21 protein-coding genes are annotated in these 25,752 nt (G+C 45.5%); 15 read left to right on the top strand and 6 right to left on the bottom strand.

Going from position 1 to position 25,752, the window contains the following annotated elements:
* The first annotated feature begins 204 nt into the window (after positions 1–204).
* The gene (serS, locus tag ACU01J_RS00800) at positions 205–1,512 is read left to right on the top strand and encodes a serine--tRNA ligase (RefSeq protein ID WP_481084000.1); all 1,308 of its coding nucleotides are present in this window, start codon (positions 205–207) and stop codon (positions 1,510–1,512) included.
* 124 nt (positions 1,513–1,636) lie between these two features.
* Here serS and ansA read toward each other — a convergent pair whose 3' ends face one another.
* Positions 1,637–2,653: an asparaginase gene (ansA, locus tag ACU01J_RS00795; RefSeq protein WP_481083999.1), complete on the bottom strand. Its 1,017-nt coding sequence runs from the start codon at positions 2,651–2,653 to the stop codon at positions 1,637–1,639.
* A gap of 158 nt (positions 2,654–2,811) precedes the next feature.
* Positions 2,812–4,662: a signal peptide peptidase SppA gene (gene sppA / locus ACU01J_RS00790; RefSeq protein ID WP_481083998.1), complete on the bottom strand. Its 1,851-nt coding sequence runs from the start codon at positions 4,660–4,662 to the stop codon at positions 2,812–2,814.
* A 208-nt stretch (positions 4,663–4,870) separates the two neighbouring features.
* Between sppA and ACU01J_RS00785 the strand changes: the two genes are divergently transcribed.
* Complete coding sequence (locus ACU01J_RS00785; RefSeq protein ID WP_481084256.1) at positions 4,871–6,874, top strand: 2,4-dienoyl-CoA reductase FMN-binding domain-containing protein; 2,004 nt, start codon at positions 4,871–4,873, stop codon at positions 6,872–6,874.
* Positions 6,875–6,922: 48 nt separating this feature from the next.
* Here ACU01J_RS00785 and purU read toward each other — a convergent pair whose 3' ends face one another.
* A complete protein-coding gene (gene purU, locus ACU01J_RS00780; RefSeq protein ID WP_481083997.1) occupies positions 6,923–7,756 on the bottom strand; it encodes a formyltetrahydrofolate deformylase in 834 nt (277 codons plus the stop codon).
* A 197-nt stretch (positions 7,757–7,953) separates the two neighbouring features.
* Here purU and ACU01J_RS00775 point away from each other — a divergent pair, with 197 nt between their 5' ends.
* The 8 genes from ACU01J_RS00775 to rnd all read left to right on the top strand — a co-directional run bounded on the left by ACU01J_RS00775 (position 7,954) and on the right by rnd (position 15,679).
* Positions 7,954–8,157 carry a hypothetical protein gene (locus tag ACU01J_RS00775; protein WP_134835363.1) on the top strand — a complete coding sequence of 68 codons (204 nt, stop codon included), beginning with the start codon at positions 7,954–7,956 and terminating at the stop codon, positions 8,155–8,157.
* 91 nt (positions 8,158–8,248) lie between these two features.
* On the top strand, positions 8,249–10,165 hold the full coding sequence (yoaA, locus tag ACU01J_RS00770; protein WP_481083996.1) for a DNA repair helicase YoaA: 1,917 nt from the start codon (positions 8,249–8,251) through the stop codon (positions 10,163–10,165).
* Between the two features lie 24 nt (positions 10,166–10,189).
* Entirely contained in the window at positions 10,190–10,891 is a 702-nt protein-coding gene (gene tsaB / locus ACU01J_RS00765) for a tRNA (adenosine(37)-N6)-threonylcarbamoyltransferase complex dimerization subunit type 1 TsaB (RefSeq protein WP_481083995.1), read from the top strand.
* Positions 10,892–10,925: 34 nt separating this feature from the next.
* Positions 10,926–11,228 carry a chromosome partitioning protein ParA gene (locus tag ACU01J_RS00760; protein ID WP_481083994.1) on the top strand — a complete coding sequence of 101 codons (303 nt, stop codon included), beginning with the start codon at positions 10,926–10,928 and terminating at the stop codon, positions 11,226–11,228.
* A gap of 21 nt (positions 11,229–11,249) precedes the next feature.
* Complete coding sequence (locus tag ACU01J_RS00755; protein ID WP_481083993.1) at positions 11,250–11,804, top strand: Slp family lipoprotein; 555 nt, start codon at positions 11,250–11,252, stop codon at positions 11,802–11,804.
* Entirely contained in the window at positions 11,804–12,658 is an 855-nt protein-coding gene (locus ACU01J_RS00750; RefSeq protein WP_481083992.1) for an alpha/beta fold hydrolase, read from the top strand. The genes ACU01J_RS00755 and ACU01J_RS00750 overlap by 1 nt, the downstream gene beginning before the upstream one ends.
* A 109-nt stretch (positions 12,659–12,767) precedes the next feature.
* Positions 12,768–14,465 carry a long-chain-fatty-acid--CoA ligase FadD gene (fadD, locus tag ACU01J_RS00745; RefSeq protein ID WP_481083991.1) on the top strand — a complete coding sequence of 566 codons (1,698 nt, stop codon included), beginning with the start codon at positions 12,768–12,770 and terminating at the stop codon, positions 14,463–14,465.
* 98 nt (positions 14,466–14,563) lie between these two features.
* Positions 14,564–15,679 (top strand): ribonuclease D, encoded by a 1,116-nt coding sequence (gene rnd, locus ACU01J_RS00740; protein ID WP_481083990.1) that lies wholly within the window; start codon positions 14,564–14,566, stop codon positions 15,677–15,679.
* Between the two features lie 95 nt (positions 15,680–15,774).
* On the opposite strand, the gene ACU01J_RS00735 is transcribed toward rnd, so the two are convergent.
* Together ACU01J_RS00735 and rne are read right to left on the bottom strand one after the other, a co-directional pair.
* On the bottom strand, positions 15,775–17,322 hold the full coding sequence (locus ACU01J_RS00735; protein WP_053438281.1) for a SulP family inorganic anion transporter: 1,548 nt from the start codon (positions 17,320–17,322) through the stop codon (positions 15,775–15,777).
* A gap of 300 nt (positions 17,323–17,622) precedes the next feature.
* A complete protein-coding gene (rne, locus tag ACU01J_RS00730; protein ID WP_481083989.1) occupies positions 17,623–20,598 on the bottom strand; it encodes a ribonuclease E in 2,976 nt (991 codons plus the stop codon).
* Between the two features lie 574 nt (positions 20,599–21,172).
* Between rne and rluC the strand changes: the two genes are divergently transcribed.
* Positions 21,173–22,117 (top strand): 23S rRNA pseudouridine(955/2504/2580) synthase RluC, encoded by a 945-nt coding sequence (gene rluC / locus ACU01J_RS00725; protein ID WP_481083988.1) that lies wholly within the window; start codon positions 21,173–21,175, stop codon positions 22,115–22,117.
* Between the two features lie 115 nt (positions 22,118–22,232).
* Here rluC and ACU01J_RS00720 read toward each other — a convergent pair whose 3' ends face one another.
* The gene (locus ACU01J_RS00720) at positions 22,233–22,814 is read right to left on the bottom strand and encodes a Maf family protein (protein WP_481083987.1); all 582 of its coding nucleotides are present in this window, start codon (positions 22,812–22,814) and stop codon (positions 22,233–22,235) included.
* 148 nt (positions 22,815–22,962) lie between these two features.
* Here ACU01J_RS00720 and yceD point away from each other — a divergent pair, with 148 nt between their 5' ends.
* Genes yceD through ACU01J_RS00700 form a run of 4 tightly spaced genes read left to right on the top strand, consistent with a single transcriptional unit; the run spans position 22,963 to position 25,682 of the window.
* Complete coding sequence (gene yceD, locus ACU01J_RS00715) at positions 22,963–23,490, top strand: 23S rRNA accumulation protein YceD (protein WP_053438277.1); 528 nt, start codon at positions 22,963–22,965, stop codon at positions 23,488–23,490.
* Positions 23,491–23,520: 30 nt separating this feature from the next.
* Positions 23,521–23,691, top strand: a complete 171-nt coding sequence (rpmF, locus tag ACU01J_RS00710) for a 50S ribosomal protein L32 (RefSeq protein WP_004414666.1) — start codon at positions 23,521–23,523, stop codon at positions 23,689–23,691.
* Between the two features lie 9 nt (positions 23,692–23,700).
* On the top strand, positions 23,701–24,726 hold the full coding sequence (gene plsX, locus ACU01J_RS00705) for a phosphate acyltransferase PlsX (RefSeq protein WP_481083986.1): 1,026 nt from the start codon (positions 23,701–23,703) through the stop codon (positions 24,724–24,726).
* A gap of 5 nt (positions 24,727–24,731) precedes the next feature.
* A complete protein-coding gene (locus ACU01J_RS00700) occupies positions 24,732–25,682 on the top strand; it encodes a beta-ketoacyl-ACP synthase III (protein WP_481083985.1) in 951 nt (316 codons plus the stop codon).
* The last annotated feature ends 70 nt before the right edge of the window (positions 25,683–25,752 follow it).

Raw genomic sequence — 25,752 nt, 5'->3', positions numbered from 1 at the left:
CATTTATCCAATTATCCCTTCATACTTGAAGCCGCAGTTTTGTTAACTGCACCAATTCCCCCTAATCACATAGAGCTTCTATGCTCATAGGGCTGAATTGGTTTGTTGCCTCGCTGCAACTCCAATTATTTTGGGAACTATTTATTAGCGTTTGAGCAAGATGTTCGAGCGCAATTTCACAACTAAAAAAGCATAGGATTAACAATGCTGGATTCTAAATTACTTCGTACAGAGCTGGACGAAACAGCTGCAAAACTAGCACGTCGTGGCTTTAAGCTAGACGTAGAGACAATCCGTACACTTGAAGAGCAACGTAAGTCAATTCAAGTTGAAGTTGAAAATTTACAATCCACTCGTAACTCCATCTCTAAGCAGATCGGCCAAAAAATGGCGGCTGGTGACAAAGAAGGCGCTGAAGAGATCAAGAAACAAATCGGTACTCTAGGTAGCGATCTTGATGCTAAAAAGGTTGAACTTGATGCAGTAATGGCACAACTTGAAGAGATCACGCTATCTGTTCCAAACCTACCAGCTGATGATGTGCCAGACGGTAAAGACGAAGATGACAACGTAGAGATTTCTCGTTGGGGTGAGCCAAAAACTTACGACTTCGAACTTAAAGATCACGTTGATCTAGGTGAAATGGGTGGCGGTCTTGATTTCGCGAGCGCAACTAAGATCACCGGCGCACGTTTCATCGTGATGAAAGGTCAATTCGCTCGTCTACACCGTGCGATTGCTCAGTTCATGCTAGACCTTCACACTGAAGAGCACGGCTACTCAGAAATGTACGTACCGTACCTAGTGAACTCAGATAGCCTATTCGGTACTGGTCAGCTACCAAAATTTGGTAAAGACTTGTTCCATACTGAACCATTAGAAGAGAAAGTGAACGACGAAGAGCCGCGTAAACTGTCTCTGATCCCAACGGCAGAAGTACCGGTAACGAACATAGTTCGTGACACGATTTCTGACGAGGCTGATCTACCACTGAAGATGACAGCTCATACGCCATGTTTCCGTTCTGAAGCGGGTTCTTACGGTCGCGACACTCGTGGTCTAATCCGTATGCACCAGTTTGACAAAGTTGAGCTAGTTCAGATTACTCGCCCAGAAGATTCAATGGATGCACTAGAAGAGCTAACTGGCCACGCTGAGAAAGTTCTTCAGCTTCTAGAGCTGCCTTACCGTAAAGTTGTTCTATGTACTGGTGACATGGGCTTCGGTGCTCGCAAGACTTACGACCTAGAAGTATGGGTTCCAGCACAAGAGACTTACCGTGAAATCTCATCTTGTTCAAATATGTGGGACTTCCAAGCACGTCGTATGCAAGCTCGTTTCCGTCGTAAAGGCGAGAAGAAGCCAGAGCTAGTACACACGTTAAACGGTTCTGGTCTAGCGGTTGGCCGTACTATGGTTGCAATCCTAGAGAACAACCAAGAAGCTGATGGTCGTATCGCAATCCCAGCAGTACTTCAGAAGTACATGGCTGGCGCAACGCACATCGGTTAATCGCAAGATTCGATTGGTTGAAAACTGAATAGAGAAAGGCGACTCACTGAGTCGCCTTTTTATTATCTTACTTACACTAAAAAGCCGACCTTACGTCGGCTTTGTTTATTAGAACGAGTGTTGTTTAGATACTCATCTCACCGCGCAGAACTTGCTGCATTTTCACTTTTACTTGTTCGTAGCTTAAGCCTTGGCTTAGTAAAAAGTGAAGTTTTGCTAGTGCGGCTTCAGGGGTCATATCGTAGCCACTAATTACACCAGCTTCCGCAAGAGCACAACCCGTCGCGTAACCGCCCATGTTCACTTTACCTGCTAGACATTGAGTAAGGTTTACAACAAGCACACCGCGCTCTGAGGCATCTTTTAAATGACCGAGAAGTTCAGGGTTTTGTGGTGCGTTACCTACGCCAAACGTTAGCAGAATCATTGCATTAACAGGCTGTAGTAATGTATTGCGAATCACTTCATGCGAGATGCCCGGGTACATGGTAATAACGCCAATTGGCTGCGGCGTAATATCGTGAACCTTAAACTCACCTTCAGGCACTTTACCCACTTCAATATCGCTGCTGATTTGAATGTTGATACCTGCTTCAAGCAGAGGTGGTAAGTTTGGAGAGGTGAAGGCATTAAAGCCATCTGCATGAGACTTAGTGCTACGGTTACCGCGCATCAACTTGTTGTTGAAGAATAGCGTCACTTCATTGATTGGGTAGTTAGCCGCAATGTGCAGCGCATTGAGTAAGTTTGCTTGGCCGTCAGAACGAAGCTCGGCCAGAGGGATCTGTGAGCCGGTTACAATTACAGGTTTACCCAGATTCTCGAGCATAAATGACAACGCAGATGCGGTATATGCCATGGTGTCCGTACCATGCAGAATAACGAAACCGTCATACTTGTCATAGTTATCACGAATGTCGTCGGCGATCTGTTGCCAATCTGCCGGCGTCATATCAGAAGAGTCGATCAGAGGGTCGTATTCGTGAATGGTAAATTCTGGCATTTCTGGGCGGTGAAACTCTGGCATGCTTGCAAGTTGCTTTTCCATAAAACCAGCGACTGGGACATAACCGTGGTCATGGGATTTTTGCATTCCAATGGTGCCGCCAGTGTAGGCGATATAAATATGTTTTCTAGCCATTGCTTTGAAACCAGTTAAGCGTAGGGGGAACAGAGCGTGGGATTATATATTAATCTTAGCCAATAAAAAGGGGCATTCCGCACAGGAATACCCCTAAATTAGCAGCGTTTGGAGCGTTGTATTGTAACCCTACGCTTTGCTAGTGAATAATGGCGTAACTATTGAACTTGGCAGTTTAAACAAAATGCATATTGACCTTTAGGATCGTTAAAGCTTTGCAGCATATTGGCGTCTTGGATGACTTGAGCCGCCATAGGCTGCAGAGCTTGAGGCAATAAAGCCGTTGCATCGAAACCTAAGTTCACTTTGACTTGGTTCATAAAGTCTTGGATAAACTGTTGTGCTGGCGACAATGGTTCTTCAACCCAGTAGATATTGTATTGCTCAACTTTGGCAAGCTCTGCTGCCAGTTTTACCGCGTCATCAAAATCGCCAATCTTATCTATCAGGCCAAATCCTAGTGCGTCTTGGCCGGTCCAAACACGGCCTTGGGCCACCTCGTCGACATTATTTAGTGGAATACCACGCGATTGGCTAACTAGACCAATAAAGCGGTTATAGCCGTGTTCAATACCCATTTGGAACGCTTGTGACGCGCCATCTGACAATCCAGTCGTCACACCCACATCTGAAAACGGAGAAGTGCCGACGCCATCGGTATAGATACCTAGGTTGTTTAAACCTTTTTCAAAAGTGGTCATCACACTGAAGATGCCGATTGAACCAGTTAAGGTTGTCGGCTGAGCAACAATGCGGTCAGCACTCATCGAAATCCAGTAACCACCAGACGCCGCTAGGCTAGACATTGAAGCCACAACAGGCTTGCCCGCTTCTTTGAGTGCTTCAATCTCGTTGCGAATCACTTCTGAAGCAAACGCGCTACCACCAGGGCTATCGACGCGAAGAACTACCGCTTTGACTTTATCGTCATTGCGAGCTTGGCGCAGTAGAGCAGCGGTTGTATCACCACCGACTGTGCCGCGAGGTTGAGCGCCGTCCATAATTGCACCGCTAGCAACAACGATAGCGATGTCGTCTTGAGCTGAGTCGAATTTAGGCGTCATCGTTGCTTGGTATTCGTAGAAACCGATATGGTTATAGCTGTCTTCACCATTGCTACCGAACACTTTGATAAGATCTTTACGAACCTGCTGACGGGTTGCTAGTTGGTCAACAAGACCCTCATTTAATGAAAGAGCGGCTAAATCGCCATTATTTTTCTTAAGTAGCTCAAGGAAGGTATCCATATCCGGTGTGAGCAGCTTAGGCTCTAGCTGACGGTTTGATGCGACATCATCAATGTATGCGCCCCAAAGTTGGCCTAACCAGCGAGAAGCTGACTCTTTAGCTGGATCTGACATACCGTCGCGGATAAATGGTTCAATCGCCGATTTGTAAGTACCTACGCGGAAAACATGCGTATTGACATCAAGCTTCTCAAGTAGGGTTTTGTAGTAAAGCGAATAAGCACTGTAGCCTTTCAGCATTACTGCACCGTCTGGTGCCAAGTAAATTTTATCAGCGTAACTAGCCAGGTAGTATTGGCTCTGATTGTACATGTCCCCAACAGCGTAGATAGGTTTGCCAGACGCTTTAAATTCATTAAGTGCTTTGGCTATGTATCTCAGCTTAGTCAGGTTGGTTTCTGGCATATCACGTAGCGCCAACACTAAACCACTGACATTTTGGTCATCTTTCGCGTGGCGAATGGTGTCGACGATATCGAATAGGACATTTTCTTTCGGTAAATCTCGGCCAAAGAATGAACCCGTTAATGAATCCATTGGGTTAACGTATGTTGATTGCTCAACAATAGGTCCCGAAATATTAACGACTAATGCCGACTCTTTAGTTGCTACCGGGGCAGGGGTATCTGCCGTTGTATAGAGAAAGTAGATAGCGCCTATACTTGCTAGAAAGATTAGGTTGACGAGAGCAAGACGAATAAAGGTGATGAGTTTCCAAACCCCCTTAAAGAACATGCCAATAAATTTAAATACTGTTTTCATTTTATCTCCGCTGCGACGTGCGCAGTTTAAGGCTTATTCGCTGTAAGACCTTATAAACTTGAATAAGTTACATCCTACTTAAACTAGTATACTCAAACAACCGCAAGATTGATCGGTGTTACAAAAATGTAAACACTTGTTTGATTTTTGAGTTAAGAGTACTTACTCTGGTCAGACCACAATAATAAAGAGTAAAGTGATGTCTACCATGTACCCAAACCTACTTAAGCCATTGGATCTCGGGTTTACCCAGCTAAGAAACCGAGTACTCATGGGCTCAATGCATACTGGCCTTGAAGAACACAAAGAAGGTCTTGGCAAACTTGCGGCGTTCTATGAAGAACGAGCAAAAGGCGGTGTAGGCCTGATTGTAACAGGTGGTTTCTCTCCGAATTTGCGTGGCCGACTGCATCCTTTCAGTGCGGAATTTAGTAAGACCAAACATGCTAAAGCGCATAAAGTCGTGACAGAAGCCGTCCACAAACAAGGCGGTAAGATTGCGCTGCAGCTTTTACACGCGGGTCGCTATGCAATGCACCCTTTCTCTCAGAGTGCATCATCGATCAAGGCGCCAATCGCAAAGTTTGCACCCAGTGAAATGAGCAACCGCCAAATCAACAATACCATTAATGCTTTTGCTAATAGTGCTGCGTTGGCAAAAGAAGCGGGCTACGATGGTGTAGAAGTTATGGGCTCTGAAGGTTATTTGCTGAACCAGTTTATCTGTAAACGTACCAACATGCGTTACGATGAATGGGGCGGCAGTTATGAAAATCGCATTCGATTCCCGCTTGAAGTGGTGAAAGCGATTCGCAAAGCAGCGGGTGAAGAGTTCATCATAATCTTCCGTTTATCTATGCTTGACCTTGTTGAAGAGGGCAGCACGTTTGACGAAGTGATTATGCTGGCTAAAGAGCTAGAAAAAGCGGGCGTGACCATTATTAATACCGGTATTGGTTGGCATGAGGCACGTATCCCAACAATTGCCACTCAGGTACCTCGTAGCGCATTTACATGGGTGACGGAAAAAGTGCGTCCTCATGTGTCAGTGCCGATTATCACCTGTAACCGAATCAATACTCCGGAAGAAGCTGAAAAGATTCTAGCGAGCGGTCAAGCCGATATGGTTTCCATGGCGCGTCCTTTCCTTGCCGATCCGCATTTCGTGATTAAAGCTGAGCAAAACCAGTCACAAATGATCAATACCTGTATCGGCTGTAACCAAGCGTGCTTGGACAATGTGTTTAAAGGTAAACGCGCAGGGTGTCTGGTTAACCCATTAGCTTGTCGTGAAACCGAATTGGTCATTAAACCTGCCGAGAGCAAAAAGAATATAGCAGTTGTGGGGGCTGGGCCGGCTGGTCTTTCTTGCGCAACAACACTCGCTGAGCGGGGACATAATGTGGATCTGTTTGAACGCAACGATCGCATTGGCGGCCAGTTCCGCCTAGCGATGCAGATCCCGGGTAAAGAGGAGTTCCGCGAGACAATTCGTTACTTCGCTAATCGTATTGATGAAACGGGCGTTAAGCTTCACCTAGACACAGAAGCAAATTATGACCTGCTGACTGAATACGACGAAGTGGTAATGGCTTCTGGTGTTGAGCCACGCAAGGTCAATATCGAAGGTATAGACACACCAGAAAAAGTGGTTGATTACCAAACTTTGATTAAAGAGAAGACTTTTACGGGAAATAAAGTAGCGATTGTTGGTGCTGGTGGTATCGGTGTTGACGTGGCGACCATGCTGACAGAACCGAATGGCCACAGCCTTGACGACTGGCTGCATGAGTGGGGCATCGATAAAGAGATGGCCCATCCGGGTGGCCTATTTCCTTATCCAGATTCAATGAGTGAAAGAACGGTTTGGGTTCTACAGCGTCGCAAGGGGCGCGTTGGTAAAGGTCCGGGTAAGACAACCGGTTGGATCCACAAACGCACATTGGAAAAGCGTGGTGTGAATCTGTTAGGTGGGGTTAGCTACGATAAGATTGATGAGCAAGGGCTTCACATCAGTGTTGATGAAAAAGCGCAGCTACTAGAAGCAGATACGGTCGTGATCTGTGCCGGTCAAGAGTCTGTGCGTCCATTTGAAAACCAATGGCATTTACTTGGAGACAAGCTCCATATAATTGGTGGCGCCGATTACGCTGGTGAACTAGACGCGGTAAGGGCCATCAAACAGGGCGTAGAACTCGCCGCGAAATTGTAAAACAAAAAAGGCTTCCAGATCGGAAGCCTTTTTTCATCTCAGAGTAGATTACAGAATCACGGTTTTATTGCCGTAAACAAACACGTGGTCATTGAGGACTTTGTTTAGGGCTTTACTTAACACATTTTTCTCAACATCTCGGCCTGCTTGCGCCATATCCTGAGCGTTGAAGTTATGATCTACTGGAATAACGTCTTGCTTGATGATTGGGCCTTCATCAAGGTCGTTGGTGACAAAGTGTGCGGTTGCACCGATGATCTTCACACCACGCTCATACGCTTGTTGGTAAGGTTTCGCGCCAATAAATGCCGGTAGGAAACTGTGGTGGATGTTGATGATCTTATGGTTGTACTTTTCGACGAACGATGGCGTTAGTACGCGCATGTATTTAGCGAGTACCAAGTAATCCGCTTGATATTGGTCGATCACTTTGAGCATCTCTTTCTCATGCTCTTCGCGATTCAACCCTTCATGAGAAACATGGTGATAAGGAATGTCGAATCTTTCTGTCAGGCTTTGTAGCGTATCGTAGTTACCGACAACCGCTGCAATTTCGACATCTAAGCTTCCGTCGTAATTCTTCATCAGAATGTCACCGAGACAGTGTGCCTCTTTAGTGACTAATACCACAATACGCTTGCGGTTAGACCCGATCAGTTTACGTTTAGCACCTTGAGGCAGTGCCTGATCAAGGTCCGCAAGCAAGGTTTCATCGTTAAAGTAGCCTTCAAGCTCGGTACGCATGAAAAAATGGGCGCTAGTATTATCGACGAACTCGTTATTGTGGATGATATTCAGTTGGTGCTTGTAACAGATATTCGTGATCTTTGAAATGAGACCAGGGGCATCAGTACAATGTGTTAGCAGTGTTTTCTTTTCCATTAGGTTCAAACTTCCGTGCTTTATTTTTTTTGTTTTGTAAAATTTTTACGGGCGTTCGAACGGTGAACTAACCCGCAATAATACAGCTACAATTAAACTAATATCGAATTGGTTTCAACAATTAATCTGAGTTAACCGTTTGGCTCGAATTATTTGTTCGAGATTTCCTTTCTTTCGTGTGTCTTTAGGTGGTATTTATGGATAAAGAACTCTTAGCTCGTAAATTGTATTCTGAACGTGTGAGCGCGTTGTCTGGTGGTAAAGAGCTAGATGAAGAAATGTTAGATACAATGTGGGAAAACCGTGCGTCTCCTAGCGAAGCAGCGAAAGCCCTAAATTCCGATGATTCAGAGGGCTTTAATGGACCCGCTTGGTTGAACCGTTACCTCACCAAACGCTAGTTAAATTTCTATTCGGCGCGAAAACTCATTCGCGCCTTTTTATGAAAACTGCCATAATCACTCTTCTTTTCGTCAACCCTTTTGCTAGTTAATGATTTCAAAAACCTTCTCTTCTGAAGGAGCCTTAGGTAAAGCTATACCAGGGTTCCAACCTCGTCAGGCGCAGCTCGATATGGCAGAAGCCGTCAGCCAAGCCATTAAAGCGCAAAGTCAGATCGTGGTAGAAGCGGGAACGGGGACAGGCAAAACTTTCGCTTATCTTGTACCTGCGTTGCTCAGTGGTAAGAAAACCATTATCAGTACCGGATCGAAAAACCTCCAAGAGCAGCTTTTCCATCGTGACTTGCCTTTAATGACGAACGCGTTGGGCTTTTATGGTCAGGTGGCGTTACTAAAAGGGCGAGCGAACTATTTATGTCTAGACCGACTAAGTCGACAAATGGTTGAAAGTCACACTCAAAGCGCTGACCCGACGTTACTGACCCAATTGGTTAAAGTTAGAAGCTGGGCATCCGAAACCAAGAGTGGCGATTTGGGCGATTGTGATGAGATTGCCGAAGATAGTCCGGTTATTCCAACCATCACTTCGACCAACGATAACTGTTTAGGCAAAGAGTGCCCAAGTTATCAAGATTGCTTTGTGTTGAAAGCACGTAAGAAGGCGCTAGATGCCGATGTAGTGGTGGTCAACCATCACCTGTTTTTAGCTGACTTAGCGATTAAAGAAACAGGATTTGGTGAGCTGATTCCCGAAGCTGAGGTGTTTATTTTCGATGAAGCCCATCAGCTACCAGATATCGCTAGCCACTACTTTGGACAGTCGCTCTCTAGTCGGCAAATACAAGAACTGAGCAAGGATATTGAAATCGCCTATCGCACCGAAGCGAAAGATATGCGCCAGCTACAAAAAGCAGGTGAAAAGCTTTATCAGACAGCGATGGATTTACGTATCGTGCTTGGTGAACCTGGTTTTCGCGGCAACTGGCGTGAAGCGATTACCTCTCCTTCAATTGGTCGTGAGCTTCGTCGACTTGAAGATACCTTGGATTTTGTTATTGAGGTTTTAAAGCTTGCACTAGGACGAAGCCAGCTACTAGACAGTGCGTTTGAACGAGCAAACACCATTAAGGCGCGCTTAGAGCGGGTGTGTGACGTCTCTATCACTGGGTATTCCTATTGGTACGACACCACGCCTCGCCACTTCAGCCTGCATATTACCCCACTATCGGTTGCTGATAAGTTTCATGAGCAGATCGAGCTTAAGCAAGGGGCTTGGATTTTTACCTCTGCGACTCTTGCGGTAAATGATGATTTTGGCCATTTTACGTCGCGCTTAGGCTTGAAGCCGCAAGCACAAATGTCCTTGCCTAGCCCGTTTGACTATCAGACTCAGGCGAAACTCTGTGTACCGCGATACTTACCAGAGCCGAATAGCCCCGGGATGGCAGACAAGTTAGTTAACATGCTGACTCCGGTGATTGAACTAAACCAAGGGCGATGTTTCTTTTTGTGTACTTCGCACAGCATGATGAAAGAGCTCGGCGAGCGTTTTCGTGAAAGGTTGTCTGTACCGGTTTTGCTTCAAGGGGAAACCAGTAAACAGAAAACCCTTGCTGAGTTTATGGAACTGGGCAACGCCTTGTTAGTCGCGACAGGTGCATTTTGGGAAGGGATTGACGTTAGAGGTGATGCGCTTAGCTGTGTTATCATCGACAAATTGCCTTTTACTGCACCAGACGACCCGCTACTCAAGGCCCGCATCGAAGATTGCCAACTAAAAGGTGGCGATCCTTTTGCTCAGGTACAAATTCCTGATGCGGTGATTACCTTAAAGCAGGGCGTAGGACGATTAATTCGAGATAAGAACGATAAGGGCGCTTTGATTATCTGTGATAATCGCTTAGTGACCCGTGAGTATGGCGGTGTCTTTTTATCGAGCTTGCCGCCAATACCACGTACCCGAGATCTCGGAGTGGTACGAGACTTTCTTGAACAAGTAAATATTTAAACAAAACGATAATTTGAGATATCAATGAGTACTAAGATTCTTGCTCTCGATACAGCAACCGAAAACTGTTCTGTTGCTCTATTAGTGGATGAAAAAGTTTATGTTCGCAGTGAAGTAGCACCGCGTGACCACACGAAAAAAGTATTGCCAATGGTAGATGAGGTACTAAAAGAAGCGGGTTTAACGCTGGCTGATCTGGATGCTTTGGCTTTTGGTCGAGGACCGGGTAGCTTTACTGGTGTTCGCATTGGCATTGGTATTGCACAAGGTTTAGCATTCGGTGCAGATCTGCCTATGATTGGTATTTCTACACTGGAAGCAATGGCACAAGGTGTTTACCGCCAGCATGGTGAAAGCCAAGTCGCGTGTGCGATTGATGCGCGTATGAGCGAAGTTTACTGGGGCCGTTTTACCCGTCAAGAAGATGGCACTTGGACGCAAACCGATGCGGAGTGTGTGACACCACCGCAAACTGCGGCAGACAACAGCCAAGCTGATGAGTCGACATGGTTCACTGCAGGTACGGGGTGGGATGCGTACAGCGAGCAGCTTGAAGGTATCAAGTTTGCGACTGAAAAGAGCACTGTCTTGTTCCCGGATGCGGAAGATATTGTCCAATTGGCAAAGTTCGAACTAGCGAAAAGCAATACGGTTGATGCTGAAGACGCGAGCCCAGTTTATCTACGAGATACCGTTGCTTGGAAAAAGCTACCTGGTAGAGAATAACTCAGATCATTAGATCGCAATATGAACGGATAGTATGGTTTCAATTAATGGATTGCCTCCTTCGTTACCCGGCCCAAATCGTACCAATAAGGCCGGTAAGAAGAATGACGTTAACAAATCTGAAGCTAAAACCTCGGTTGGACAACCAACCAAGGTGGCCAATGCTGTTGCCCATTCTATCCGTCATGTCAACGAATCAGATATACATAAAGCGCAAGTCCAGTACGACTTACCTGAAGGGCGCGGACGTCAGGCGATGCAAGAGTATATGAACGTGATGACTCAGGCGAAGCGAGATGAACTATCACAAATGATCGGTGTCGATATCTATATCTAGCCCTAAGGTATTCAAAGTCTTATGATCCCACGTATCTCTCGATGGTTACTTGTCATCATCAGCGCTGCTTTTCTCTCAGCGTGTAGTTCTCTTCCTGACAACCTTCAATCCGACAATCCTAATATCATTACTGATTATCAACTTTGGCAATCCAATAGCGATGGGAAAAATGAATTGAGGCTTGGTGGCTTAATTGCTGATGTTCAGAATCTTAAAGATAAAACCCGTATTGAAGTGGTGAATCTACCGATTAGTACTTCGGGTAAACCGGATATCAGTCAGGAGCCTCAAGGCCGATTTGTCGCGTATATTGATGGCTTTGCCGACCCTATGACCTTATCGCAAGGTCGCCTGATCTCATTAATCGGTGATAGCAATGGCCGTGAAGAGGGCAAAGTTGGTGAGTTCCAATATGACTTTCCTGTGATGAACGCTAGAGCCTATCACCTTTGGCGGGTCGAAGAACGCGTGATTATTCATGACTTTGATAGCTATTTATATCCTTGTCGTGGGCTTTATTGTCGTGACGCACGCTATGGCACTCGCCAAGGAAAAGTAATCCAAGAAGTGAAGTGATGCGAAATGAAACTCGCCGTGATATTGCCAATGGACATATCGCGGCCATCGAATATGGACAGGCAGAAACGGCCGAACTCACGGTCGTTTTTATTCATGGTTGGCTAGATAACGCAGCCAGTTTCGAAACAGTAATGGACGCATTACATAGCCAAGCGCCGGCTCTTCATCTTTGCGCAATCGATTTACCAGGTCACGGCCTTTCCAGTGCCAAAAATGGCAACAATTTTTACCCTTTTCACGACTATATAGACGATCTTTACCAGTTTTTGGCTAACTTATCGCCAAACAGACTGGTGTTAGTAGGTCATTCTCTTGGTGCTTTGATTGCAAGTTGTTATAGTGCCGCCTTTCCTGAACAAGTCAGCGGATTGGTTCAGATAGAAGGGTATGGTCCTTTGGCAGAAGAACCTCAAAATACCGTCTCTCGTTTAAGAGAGGGGGTGATGAGTCGCCAGAGAATCCGAAGAAAGCCGACTCGTGCAATGCAATCTGTGCAAGAAGCAATAGACAGACGCGCAAAAGTGAATCAGATAGACGCTTCACTGATTGCACCTATCGTAGAGCGTGGCCTCGTTCAGACTAATTCAGGTTGTGAATGGAGACACGACGTTAACTTGCAAAGTCAGTCGCTCTACCGCATGTCGCAACAGCATGCTGATGTGTTTCGTCAACATATTCGTTGTCCGCAACTCATCATCTTAGGAGAGCAAGGCTTTTCTTATTTGCAGTCTTTTCAACATGATGCTTCAGACTCCACTCATATTGAGATGATCGAAGGCGGTCATCATTGTCATCTGCAAGCCCCTTCTAGAGTCGTTAACCTAATTTTTGGCTTAGTTAACAAAATTTAAACAAGTGTTTGAGTGTTTCGTGCTCAAGCGCTGCGCCTGTGCTGTAATAGTCGACATTGAAAATAAGCGTCTTTCCGATGACAGCCAGTTAATTTCGAGGAGTTTTACCGTGGATAAACCTTGGTTATCACGTTATCCAACTGATGTGCCTGAGCATATCAACCCAGACCAATACCCATCTTTGGTGGAAATGTTTGAACAGTCCGTGCAAAAGTTCGCTGACCAGCCTGCATTTATGAACATGGGCTCGGTAATGACTTTCCGCAAACTGGAAGAGCGTAGCCGTGCTTTTGCCGCTTACCTGCAAAATGACCTTAAGCTGCAAAAAGGCGATCGCGTTGCGCTAATGATGCCGAACTTACTGCAATATCCGGTTGCGCTATTCGGTGTTCTTCGCGCTGGTCTTATCGCGGTAAACGTAAACCCGCTTTATACGCCACGTGAACTAGAGCACCAGCTAAACGATTCAGGCGCAAAAGCGATTGTTATTGTCTCTAACTTTGCCAATACACTAGAGCAAGTTGTAGAGAATACACCAGTTAAACATGTAATCCTGACCAGTCTTGGTCAAATGTTACCGCGCGCGAAGGGCACTGTTGTTGACTTCGTGGTGAAGTACGTAAAAGGTATGGTGCCTAAGTATGACCTTCCTGGCGCTATCTCAATGCGTAAAGCGTTGCACAAAGGTCGTCGCCTACAGTACGTGAAGCCATTTATGTCTGGTGATGATATTGCGTTCTTACAATACACTGGTGGTACAACAGGTGTGGCGAAAGGGGCGATCCTAACTCATCGCAATATGATTGCTAACGTGATGCAGGCGAAAGGGGCTTACGGTCCTGTTCTGTCTGAAGGTCGTGAGCTAGTCGTTACTGCATTACCGCTGTATCACGTATTCGCACTGACGGTGAACTGTCTACTGTTTGTGGAAATGGGTGGTCAAAACCTACTGATTACCAACCCGCGTGATATTCCGGGCTTTATCAAAGAGCTGCAGAAATACTCATTCACAGCGATTACCGGTGTAAACACACTGTTTAATGCGCTTGTGAACAACGAAGATTTCCATGAGCTTAACTTTAATAATCTTAAGCTTGCAGTGGGTGGGGGTATGGCGGTTCAACGAGCTGTTGCTGACCAGTGGAAGAAAACGACAGGTATCCACCTATTAGAAGGTTATGGTCTAACTGAGTGTTCGCCACTTGTAACGGGTAACCCATACGATCTCACTGACTATACTGGCGCGATTGGTCTACCTGTACCTTCAACAGAAGTTCGCATTGTGGATGATGAAGGCAACCCTGTACCAAATACAGAGGTCGGTGAGCTACAAGTGCGTGGTCCTCAGGTGATGCAAGGTTACTGGCAACGCCCAGAAGCAACGAAAGAAGTGATTAACGCGGAAGGTTGGTTATCTACGGGTGACATCGTTAAGTTTGATGATGAAGGCTTGATCCATATTGTCGATCGTAAGAAAGATATGATTCTTGTGTCTGGCTTTAACGTTTACCCGAATGAAATCGAAGACGTGGTAGCACTGCACGGTAAAGTGCTAGAAGTGGCGGCGATTGGTCAGCCTCACGAAGTGTCTGGTGAGCTTGTGAAGATTTACGTTGTTAAGCGTGACCCAAGCGTAACGAAAGACGAAATCATCGCTCACTGTCGTCAGCACCTAACAGGTTATAAGGTACCGAAATTGGTTGAGTTCAAAGATGAACTGCCGAAGACCAACGTAGGTAAGATCCTTCGCCGTGTGCTTCGTGAAGAAAATGACGCTAACCTCGCGAAATCGAAGCCGGAACAATAGAGTTACCTAAGCAACGATAATTGAATAATGATAGAATGCCGACAATGACTTGTCGGCATTTTTTATGGCCGCCTACAACCGCTCACAGTGAGAAGTTAGTGAACTATCAAATTATTACCCAATCATCGCAATTGGAAGAGGTGTGTCAAAGCGCACGTAATGTGGATGTCGTGATGCTCGATACGGAGTTTGTCCGTACACGAACATACTATCCGCAACTTGGCTTAATTCAGCTTTACGATGGTGACAAATTATCATTGATCGACCCGACTGTTATTGAAGATATGACGGCGTTCGTTGAGCTGCTTAAAGACACCTCAGTTCTTAAAGTACTGCATGCTTGTGGTGAAGATTTAGAAGTGTTCCACAATAGCTTTGGTTGCTTACCATACCCAATGGTTGATACTCAATTGATGGCGGCATTCCTTGGTCACGGTTTGTCTACGGGCTTCGCTGCACTAGTGGAAAATTACTTAGGCGTCGAATTGGATAAAAGTGAGTCACGTACCGATTGGCTCGCAAGACCGCTTTCAGACAAGCAGCTAGAGTATGCCGCAGCCGATGTGTACTACTTAAAGCCTCTGTATGAACAGTTATTTGAAAAGATCACTCAAGCAGGGTGGTGGGAAGCTGCACAACAAGAGAGCGACCTTGCGGCATCAAAGCGCATCAAAACAGTCAATCATGAGATGGCCTACCTTGATGTTAAAGGTGCTTGGCAGCTTAAGCCGAGTGAACTTGCGATCCTCAAACCGTTGGCCACTTGGCGACTCAAAGAAGCATTGCGTCGAGACTTAGCGCTGAATTTTGTGTTTAAAGAAAATGACCTTCTCACCATCGCTAAGCTAGGTATTCAGAATCGTAACCGTATGGAACAAGAGGGCATGGATCCTCGCTCTGTACAGCGTCACAGCGCACGCATAATCTCTATCGTAAAACAAGCAAGGATGACGCCTGTAGAAGAGTATCCAGAGAAGATAGAGCGCCTTATGGATATGCCTGGTTATAAGCAGAAGTTCAAAGTGCTCAAAGATGAAGTGAAACGCGCGTCTTCTGCGAGCGGTTTAGCGACTGAGTTTTTAGCTTCTAAGAAGCAACTGAATCAGCTAATGAGTTGGGTATGGAAGAAAGACCGCGACCCTGCAAAGCTTCCAGATGTGATGCAAAGTTGGCGATTGGAGTTGTTTGGCGAAAAGTTAAACAAGTTATTGTAACTCGCTCTCTGAATTTGACTGATACTCTCTAGAGATGAATAAAAAGGGCTTCCAATTGGAAGCCCTTAATTTTAATGACTGCTGTGAGCAAAGTCTTAGCTCGACATGACCTTATAGATTGGGTCTTCTGCGTCATTCACCTCAACTAGGCTACCGGCTTTATGCAGAGTTTTAACACAGTCCTGGCTTAGGTGGCGTAGGTGCAGTGTCTTACCAAGTGCAGAGTAGCGTTCAGCAATCGTATCGATCGCTTCGATTGCCGAGTGGTCAGTAACGCGAGAGTTAGCAAAATCGACAATTACGTCTTGCGGGTCATTTGCCGCGTCGAACAGCTCTAGGAAGTTTGCTGTAGAGCCAAAGAATACTGGGCCATTAATCTTGTATACTTTTGAACCCTCATCATTAGTGTGAGTATCAGCATAGATGTGCTTCGCATGCTGCCATGCGAACATAAGTGCAGAAGCGATAACACCAACGAATACGGCAACGGCAAGGTCAGTAAGTACAGTGACAACGGTCACTAGGACGATAACAAAGAAGTCTTGCTTTGGTACTCGGCGCGCAAGCTTGAATGTTGCCCATTCAAATGTACCAATAACTACCATGAACATCACACCAACTAGTGCTGCTAGAGGGATCATTTCAATAAGCGCTGAAGCGAATAGAATGAACATTAGCAGTGCAACAGCAGCGACGATACCTGATAGACGACCACGGCCCCCTGAGTTTACGTTGATCATTGACTGACCGATCATCGCACAACCACCCATAGCGCCAAACACAGAACAAGTCATGTTTGCCATACCTTGACCGATACATTCACGGTTTGACTGGCCGCGAGTGTTGGTCATTTCATCCAGAACTGTCAGTGTTAGTAGTGACTCGATCAGGCCGATAGCCGCAAGGATGATTGCGTATGGCAGGATGATTTGGAATGTTTCTAGCGTAAATGGCACAGTTGGAATAGAGAAGGTTGGTAGAGAGCCAGCTAAAGTCGCTGCTTCATCACCAGACATTGTACGTAGGAAATCCACTACGGTACGTGTTTCAAGATCTAGACCTACCACTAATGCCGTTACTGTTACGATTGCAACCAGAGATGAGGGTACAGCTGTGGTGAACTTAGGCAGGAAGTGGATGATGCCCATTGTCAGAGCAACAAGACCCAGCATCAACATCATTTGATCTTGAGGTAACCAAGTTAGCGCGCCTGTAAGGTCTGGTGCTTTAAATTGGCCTAGCTGAGCGAGGAAGATAACAATAGCGAGACCGTTGACAAAACCGATCATTACCGGGTGTGGAACAATGCGGATAAATTTACCTAGCTTAAAGACGCCGGCAGCTACCTGAATGATACCTGCTAACATTATTGCCGCGAATAGGTACTGAACACCGTGGGTTGCAACTAGAGAAACCATTACGACTGCCATCGCACCCGTCGCACCAGAAATCATACCTGGTCGACCACCGAAGATAGAAGTAATGAGACCTACGATAAATGCTGCGTACAGACCAACCATTGGGTCAACACCAGCAACAAAAGCGAAGGCAACGGCTTCAGGAACAAGAGCGAGCGCTACTGTTAGGCCTGACAACACATCGTTCTTCACAGAGTGTTTAGAAAATTGGGGAAATTCAAACATATTTGCTCAGTTTGGCTAAGTGTTTAAAAGTATTCTGAATTGTATTTAGTCGCCAGCGGGCAAAAATGCAATGTAAAAGAGCAGAAAGACCAAATTCAACAATTCAGATCGAGTCGGCGCATGCTACCGAAAAGTGTGATTAAGTTCAAGATTGATACAGATATCGAACAATAATTGTGATCAATTATTCACAACAAAATTGAGTGGGTTCGTTAGCGGGCTTGTTACAATCTCAATTGTACATTAGATAAAAAAACAGCCTCTAAATAAGAGGCTGTTTATTATCGACTTATAGCAGTACTAGAACTGAGGTTTGGTCATCGCTGCGCCGGCTTGGTTGCTAGCAACTTGGCTACCTGCACCACGTGATTCATAACGCTCAGCTTTGAAAGGTGCTGCATTCACAGTGATCTCTTTCATCTCTGTGTTGCCAGGTGCTTTTGCCATAGCGGCAGAGGCATGACCTTTGAAGCTCTGAGGGACAACAATGTCAGAAGGAGCAGCTTTCGCTTCTTCAACTTTTGTTGTTTCTTCAGCGATGGTTTCAATCACAATAGGAGCTTCAACAACCGATGGTGCTTCAACTACTGGCTCAGGTTTTACTTCAGGAGTAGCAGGAGCAGTAACTTCAGCTTTTGCTTCAACCATAGGTACATCTACTGCAGGCTGTTCGCGACGAACGATTACTTTACCCATTGCCATTTCAGGACAAGCAAAGCCACCTAGTGAAGCCACGTTAGTTTCCACATTCGCTTCTACAGCCGCTGCTTTAACATTGTCTGTCTTCGCTTGCTGCTTAGGTGCTGGTTTAGTGATGCCGTAGCTTGGCATTACTTTACCCATCGCCATTTCAGGAGATGCTACACCACCTTTACGTAGGCGGAATGGGTTAGGGCGACGATCGCGACCGCGACGACGACGTTGACCACTTGCACGTAGGTGACGAGGTGAACGACGGTTACGACGTTGCTTCGGCTGCTCTTCAGATTCTTCAGAAACTGCATTTACTGCTTTTTCTTCAACAGCATCAGCTTTTGCTTCTGACTGAATTTGTTTCGCTTCTTCGTCAGCTTTCGCCTTGTTAGCTTGGTCTTTAACGCGAACTTGTTTAGATAGCTTACGACGTTGACGGCGCTCTTTAACTTTCGCTGCTTTCTCTTCTGCACGCTCTTTACGCGCATCAGGTTTGTCAGTTTGTTGCGCATCTGCTGCCAGTTTTAGACCTTCTTCAGCAACTTTACTAGGCTTAACATCATCACGCTTGTTACGGCGATCTTGTTTCGGCTTACGGTTCTGTTGCTTACGCTCATTTGGCTTCGCTTCGTTCGCTGCTTCATCGCGAGTATTCTTACGCTTGTTATCGCGTTTGTCGTCACGATTCTCGTTGCGATTGTCATTACGATTATCGCGGTTGTTACGGCGACGGTTATCGTTGCGGTTGCGGCGGTTACGGTTATTGCGGTTGCCTTCTTTATGCTCTTTAGGCTTCTGCTCTTCTTTCTTCTCTTCTTCTTTTTCAGAAGAACCGAATAGGAAGCTACCTAGAGCTTTAAAGAAGCGGTTTACCAAGCCAGGCTGGTCGTCTTGAGCGGGTTCGACCTTCGCTTTTTTCGCTGGTGCAGGTTTTGCTGCTGGCGCTGGAGTAGCAGGTGCTGGAGCTGTTTGGTTAGGAGATGCGAAACCTTTCAGTGCAGGTTCTTCGATCTTCTTAGGCTTAGCTTCAACTTCTACAGGCTCTTTACCTTCAGCTTCCTTCATTGCTTCAAGCTTCTTAGGAAGTAGGTAAGAAAGCAGATCAAACTCTTCACCTTCACGAACACGGATAACATCAAAATGCGGTGTTTCCATATCTGAGTTAGGTACAACAGTGATCTTCACTTCTTGAATGCGTTCAATGTGGTTAACTGAACGACGCTTTTCGTTAAGCAGGTAAGACGCGATAGGTACAGGAACAACGGCCAGTACTTGCGCAGTATTATCTTTTAACGCTTCTTCTTCGATAAGGCGAAGAACAGATAGTGCTAATGATTCATTGTCACGAACGACACCAGTACCTGTACAGCGAGGACAGATGTGGTGACTCGCTTCTGCAAGAGATGGGCTCAGACGCTGACGTGACATTTCTAATAGACCAAAACGAGAAATTCGGCCGATTTGTACACGAGCGCGATCCATACGAACAGAATCACGTAGACGGTTTTCAACTTCACGCTGGTGACGCACTGGCGTCATATCGATAAAGTCGATAACAACTAGACCACCTAAGTCACGTAGACGTAGTTGGCGAGCAATTTCTTCAGCAGCTTCTAAGTTAGTATTTAGAGCTGTTTCTTCAATATCACCACCTTTCGTTGCACGAGCAGAGTTGATATCGATAGAAGTTAGCGCTTCAGTTGGGTCGATTACGATTGAACCACCAGAAGGTAGACGAACTTCGCGTTGGAACGCAGATTCGATCTGACTTTCGATTTGGTAGTGGCTAAATAGTGGTACTTCACCATCGTACTTTTTAACGCGGTTGACGAAGTCTGGGCGAACTAGGCTGATGTGCTCAAGTGCGCGCTCATAAATCGTGTTGCTGTCGATAAGGATTTCGCCGATATCGCGACGTAAATAGTCACGGATAGCGCGAACAATCACGTTACTCTCTTGGTGAATCAAAAAAGGTGCAGCGTTAGAGTCAGAAGCTTGCTTGATTGCGCCCCAGTGGTTCAGAAGTACGTTTAAATCCCACTCAAGTTCTTCAGCACTTTTACCAACACCAGCCGTACGTACGATTAGACCCATGCCTTGAGGCAGTTCTAAAGTACTTAATGCAGCTTTAAGTTGAGTACGCTCATCACCTTCGATACGGCGAGAAATACCGCCTGCACGAGGGTTGTTTGGCATAAGAACTAAATAACTACCCGCAAGAGAGATAAACGTAGTAAGAGCTGCGCCCTTGCTACCACGTTCTTCTTTTTCTACTTGTACGATTACTTCTTGGCCTTCAGTTAGCACTTCTTTAATGCTTGGACGGCCTTGGTAGGTATAACCTTCAGGGAAGTATTCGCGGGCAATTTCTTTAAGAGGGAGGAAACCGTGTCTTTCTGCACCATAGTCAACAAAAGCCGCTTCTAGGCTTGGTTCGATGCGTGTGATACGTCCTTTGTAGATATTTGCTTTTTTAGATTCATGACCAGGGCTTTCGATATCTAAATCGTATAAGCGCTGTCCATCAACCAAAGCGACACGCAACTCTTCTTTTTGAGTTGCGTTAATTAACATTCTTTTCATTGATAAATCTCGTTGTCATTCTTTTGTTTTGTTTCTTGTCATTGTGGTCGCGTTCACGGTGCCTGATCCCATGGCTTAATCGTTGCAGCCTCCCGGCTGGAGGGATGCTCTTGGGGCACTTCAGTCTCACAAGCTTTTCTCGTTCAGCTTGTAAGCCGCATAATCGGCGGAAAATACTCAACATGACGTGCGACGAGTAGGGTGACAAGATTGCCAATTCCGAAATGTCTTACGCCGTATGCAGCATTTTGGTAAATTAGCGAGCTACTCATTCTATTGCTCAAAATATGGGAAGGTTTGTTTAAAATGCAACCAACTCATATATTGCAGGTGTGAACTATAGCAGTACCCATTAAACTCAGCAATCTGCTTTATAATAAAACGCTGAAAAAGCTGATTTTATTTTCTATAAGTGTTTGTTTTATCGGTGCTATTGAGCTCTTTTTTGAAAAATGTAATAAATTTGATGGATTTTTATCCGTAGAGGATTTTGAATTCACTCTTATCAAGCTATTTTCCATTTTGTTGCGAAGAAAATGTGATTCTGCGCAAGTTAGGGTGTTAGAATAAACGCATGAGCGAAATTAGAACAAAAGTCCAATTCGTCGACATAGACGAAGATATGGCGGGTCAGCGTATTGATAACTTCTTACGCAACCAATTGAAAAGTATCCCTAAAAGCATGGTTTACCGAATCCTGCGTAAGGGAGAGGTGCGTGTAAATAAAAAACGCATCAAGGCTGAGTACAAGCTTAAAGCGGGCGATTTGGTTCGTATCCCGCCTGTGACCATCGAAGAGAAACCGGAAGAAGCGGCCCCGAGCACTAAGCTGAATAAGGTAGCAGAACTAGAGCATATGATTATCCATGAAGATGACCATATGCTGATACTCAATAAACCTTCAGGTACAGCGGTTCATGGTGGTAGTGGCTTAAAGTTCGGTGCAATCGAAGCGTTAAGAGCACTTCGACCTGAGGCGAGATTCTTAGAGCTTGTACACCGTATTGACCGAGATACTTCCGGTATTCTACTGGTAGCGAAAAAGCGTTCTGCGTTGCGCCATCTCCAAGCCCAGTTCCGGGAAAAGACCGTGAAGAAGTTTTACTTCGCGTTGGTGATGGGCCAATGGAAAACCAATTGCAAAGTGGTCAATGCGCCACTGTTGAAAAATGAAGTGAACAGCATTGTACGTGTTAACCCGAAGGGAAAACCGTCAGAGACTCGTTTTAAAATTCTGGAAAAGTTTGCCGATGCGACCTTAATTCAAGCGAGTCCTATTACAGGGCGAACTCACCAGATACGTGTCCATACCCAATATGTCGGTCACCCGATTGCGTGGGATGACCGTTATGGTGATCGCCGCTTTGATGCTTACACTGGGCAAGTTGGGTTAGATCGTCTGTTCTTACACGCGGCGAATATTAAATTCCAACACCCATCGAATGATGAGTGGATGGAGATTAATGCGCCAATGGAGCCTAAGTTAGAGAAAGCATTGGCTGGGCTGCGTAAGCTATAAAACGTCATTCTATAGAGTGACGAAGGTGCGAGTAGGGAATCTCTTGAGGTTTTCGACTCGCTTCTGGAGATCCCCAACTCGTTCGTCCCTCGCTCTCGAGGGTGACGACAATTCATTAAAGCACTTCAAACCCTTGTGCTTCGAGCATATCAATTAAGTCTATCAACGGCAGTCCGACCAAAGTGTTTGGATCCTTGCCTTCCAACCGTTCAAACAGTGCGATTCCTAGCCCTTCACTTTTAAAGCTACCGGCGCAAAAGAACGGCTCTTCTTTATCTACATAATTGGCGATTTGCTTTGCAGTCAGTTGACGGAAATGAACCGTACAAGTATCAACTTTTACCTCGGTTTCATTAGTGTGCGAATTATACAGAGCTAGACCCGTATAAAACTGAATGGATTGACCGCTTTGCTGAGTGAGCTGCTCGATGGCTTTATCACGAGTGTGAGGTTTACCGATGATTTTACCGTTGATCACACAAACTTGATCGCTACCTATCACTAAGCTCGGTTTTGTTAGTGGGCATGACTGCGCTTTGCCTTTAGCGAGGCGCGTTACTAGCTCGATTGGACTCTCATTGTCTAATGGAGTCTCATCAAACTCGGGTGATGCGGTCTCAAACTCTACTGCTAGTTTATTGAGCAGTTGTCTGCGGTATGGTGAGGTTGAGGCTAAAACTAGTTGGTAATTCTGCATTTTAATTTACAATCTAACGGCGGGTTAGTGTGAGCTTAATCGATATTATGGTTGTGATACTAGCTCTCTCGCTGATAAGGAAAAAAAGTCCAACTTTTTACCCTTTTTCTTTGACTATAAACGATTTGGAAGATAGAATTCGCGCCCTATGCAAAAGGTAAAAATACCGCGTACGATTGATCCGACACGCGCAGCTCAAAAGCGACTAGATGTTGAAGGTATTATTCAAGTTAGTCTCTTTAAGCGCTTATTGGAATCAGTTGAAGGCGTTAAACGCGACGCCCAAGTGTCACTGTCATTTGACTTAGATGAGCAGCGGCTCGTTGTTATCTCTGGTAAAGCTAACATCGTAGTCGACGTAGAGTGTCAGCGCTGTAATGAGGTTTTCGCACATGAGTGCGATGTCCAATTCACCTACACACCGTATCGCGGTGAAAGGACTGAAGAGGAAGCACCGGAAGAGTACGATTTGGTAGATCTGAACGAGTACGGTGAGTTAGACCTAATACAGTTAGTTGAAGACGAGTTCATTCTAAACTTGCCTCAAATAGCAATGCACGAAGAAGCGGACTGTAGCGTTGATTCAGATAATATGGTGTTTGGTGAGATTCCAGAAGAAATTGTGGAAGAAGAGAAGCCGAATCCATTTGACGTTTTAAAAAGCTTAAAGAAGTAATTCTTTAATACTTACATAGGAGTAGGGTCAATGGCCGTACAAAAGAGCAAGAAATCACGTTCAATGCGTGGTATGCGTCGTTCACACGATGCCCTAACTACAGCAGCACTTTCTGTAGACGCAACTTCAGGTGAAACTCACCTACGTCACAACGTAACTGCTGAAGGTTACTACCGTGGCAAAAAGGTTATCAACAAGTAAGGTTGACCTTTGCAAAATATAACCGTTGCACTTGATGCAATGGGCGGGGACTTCGGTCCTCGCGTCACAGTGCCTGCCGCCGTGCAGGCACTGTCGCATTTCCCAGAGCTAAAAGTGATTCTTATTGGTGATCAATCTCAGATCACGTCTCAATTATCTTCGCTTGGTTTTAAGACGAATCCTCGTTTGAGTATTCAACACACAGACCGAGTGATCTCTAATTCCGAAAAGCCTTCTCTCGCATTAAGAAACAGTCAAGGCAGTTCCATGGGGACCTCGATTGAGCTCGTGGCTGATAAACAAGCTGATGCTTGTGTTAGTTGCGGTAATACTGGCGCTTTAATGGCTTTGTCTCGATTTAAACTCAAGCTACTGCCTGGTATTGAACGCCCTGCGCTTATTTCTGCTTTACCCACCGCCTCTGGTGGGCATACCTGGATGCTAGATTTAGGTGCGAATGTTTCCAGTGATGCAGACTCTTTATTTCAGTTTGCCATCATGGGCAGTGCATTGGCAGAGCAATATCTACAACGACCACCGAGAGTCGCAATTCTCAACATAGGTGCTGAAGAAATAAAAGGTAATGATCTTGTCAAGCGCTGTGCTGAAATGCTGTCTCAAACCAAATCGGTAAATTATGTTGGCTATATTGAAGGAAACCAACTTCTTCATGATGCTGCAGATGTCGTTGTTTGTGATGGTTTTGTCGGAAACGTCTGTCTGAAGGCGTGCGAGGGGACAGCCCAACTGTTTATAGATAAGTTGAAATCACACATGCTGGCCTCATCTGTAAAGGGTTGGATTGCAAGAAAATTATTTTCTAGCTTATTTAATGAGCTAAAAACATTGAACCCCGACCAGTATAATGGCGCAAGTTTGCTAGGATTGCGCGGCATTGTCATAAAAAGCCACGGAAGTGCTGATGTAGACGCAGTCATCAATGCAATTGGTGAGGCGCTGCATGAGGTCCAACGACAAGTACCAAACCGTATTAGCGATCGTTTGGAAGCGGTTTTACTCGAGAGGCATTATTAGTCTTCATGTATAGCAAAATTTTAGGTACTGGCAGCTACCTGCCATCTCAGGTGCGTTCAAACGCAGACCTAGAGAAAATGGTAGATACAAGTGATGAGTGGATTGTAACTCGTACTGGTATTAAAGAACGTCGCATTGCTGCTGAAAATGAAACAGTAGCCGACATGGGTTACTTAGCTGCGAAAAACGCGATTGAAATGGCGGGCATTGATAAGGACGATATCGATCTTATTATTGTTGCTACCACTAGCGGCAGCCATACATTCCCGTCATCTGCGTGTCAGGTTCAGGCTAAGCTTGAGATCAAAGGCTGTCCCGCGTTTGATCTAGCAGCGGCTTGTTCAGGGTTTGTTTACGCATTGTCAGTGGCTGATCAGCATATTAAATCGGGCATGTGCAAAAATGTGCTTGTTATTGGTGCCGATGCGCTCTCTAAAACTTGTGACCCTACAGACCGTTCTACCATCATTCTATTCGGTGATGCAGCGGGCGCAGTTGTGGTCGGTCAAAGTGACGAGCCGGGCATACTATCAACACACATTTATTCAGATGGTCGATTCGGTGAGCTACTAAGCCTTGAAGTACCTGAGCGCGGTAAAGATGCGGACAAATGGTTACACATGGCTGGTAATGAAGTATTCAAAGTAGCGGTAACACAACTGTCTAGGCTAGTTAAAGATACGCTTGCTGCAAATGACATGCACAAGTCCGAGCTAGATTGGTTAGTACCACACCAAGCCAACTACCGGATTATTTCGGCGACGGCGAAAAAACTGTCAATGTCATTAGACCAAGTGGTAATCACTCTTGATAAGCATGGCAACACTTCTGCGGCGACTGTTCCTACAGCGTTAGATGAAGCAGTACGAGACGGTCGTATTAAGCGTGGTCAAACCTTACTACTAGAAGCGTTTGGTGGCGGCTTCACTTGGGGCTCAGCTCTAGTTAAGTTCTAAGTTTTAATATCAAGATTTAAATTTAAGATGCCCCACGGCATCTTATCTTTCTTACTTTGTTTTAAGGAAA

The organism is Vibrio sp. 2433-A1, assembly GCF_056726085.1.
The sequence above is the reverse complement of the archived record's forward strand: the minus strand, read 5'-3'. Positions and strand labels throughout refer to the sequence as shown.

Bases quoted from the DNA above. Each gene is read 5' to 3' on its own strand.
- serS (WP_481084000.1), top strand. From the start codon at position 205: ATGCTGGATTCTAAATTACTTCGTACAGAGCTGGACGAAACAGCTGCA.
- ansA (WP_481083999.1), bottom strand. From the start codon at position 2,653: ATGGCTAGAAAACATATTTATATCGCCTACACTGGCGGCACCATTGGA.
- sppA (WP_481083998.1), bottom strand. From the start codon at position 4,662: ATGAAAACAGTATTTAAATTTATTGGCATGTTCTTTAAGGGGGTTTGG.
- ACU01J_RS00785 (WP_481084256.1), top strand. From the start codon at position 4,871: ATGTACCCAAACCTACTTAAGCCATTGGATCTCGGGTTTACCCAGCTA.
- purU (WP_481083997.1), bottom strand. From the start codon at position 7,756: ATGGAAAAGAAAACACTGCTAACACATTGTACTGATGCCCCTGGTCTC.
- ACU01J_RS00775 (WP_134835363.1), top strand. From the start codon at position 7,954: ATGGATAAAGAACTCTTAGCTCGTAAATTGTATTCTGAACGTGTGAGC.
- yoaA (WP_481083996.1), top strand. From the start codon at position 8,249: ATGATTTCAAAAACCTTCTCTTCTGAAGGAGCCTTAGGTAAAGCTATA.
- tsaB (WP_481083995.1), top strand. From the start codon at position 10,190: ATGAGTACTAAGATTCTTGCTCTCGATACAGCAACCGAAAACTGTTCT.
- ACU01J_RS00760 (WP_481083994.1), top strand. From the start codon at position 10,926: ATGGTTTCAATTAATGGATTGCCTCCTTCGTTACCCGGCCCAAATCGT.
- ACU01J_RS00755 (WP_481083993.1), top strand. From the start codon at position 11,250: ATGATCCCACGTATCTCTCGATGGTTACTTGTCATCATCAGCGCTGCT.
- ACU01J_RS00750 (WP_481083992.1), top strand. From the start codon at position 11,804: ATGCGAAATGAAACTCGCCGTGATATTGCCAATGGACATATCGCGGCC.
- ACU01J_RS00735 (WP_053438281.1), bottom strand. From the start codon at position 17,322: ATGTTTGAATTTCCCCAATTTTCTAAACACTCTGTGAAGAACGATGTG.
- rne (WP_481083989.1), bottom strand. From the start codon at position 20,598: ATGAAAAGAATGTTAATTAACGCAACTCAAAAAGAAGAGTTGCGTGTC.
- rluC (WP_481083988.1), top strand. From the start codon at position 21,173: ATGAGCGAAATTAGAACAAAAGTCCAATTCGTCGACATAGACGAAGAT.
- ACU01J_RS00720 (WP_481083987.1), bottom strand. From the start codon at position 22,814: ATGCAGAATTACCAACTAGTTTTAGCCTCAACCTCACCATACCGCAGA.
- yceD (WP_053438277.1), top strand. From the start codon at position 22,963: ATGCAAAAGGTAAAAATACCGCGTACGATTGATCCGACACGCGCAGCT.
- rpmF (WP_004414666.1), top strand. From the start codon at position 23,521: ATGGCCGTACAAAAGAGCAAGAAATCACGTTCAATGCGTGGTATGCGT.
- ACU01J_RS00700 (WP_481083985.1), top strand. From the start codon at position 24,732: ATGTATAGCAAAATTTTAGGTACTGGCAGCTACCTGCCATCTCAGGTG.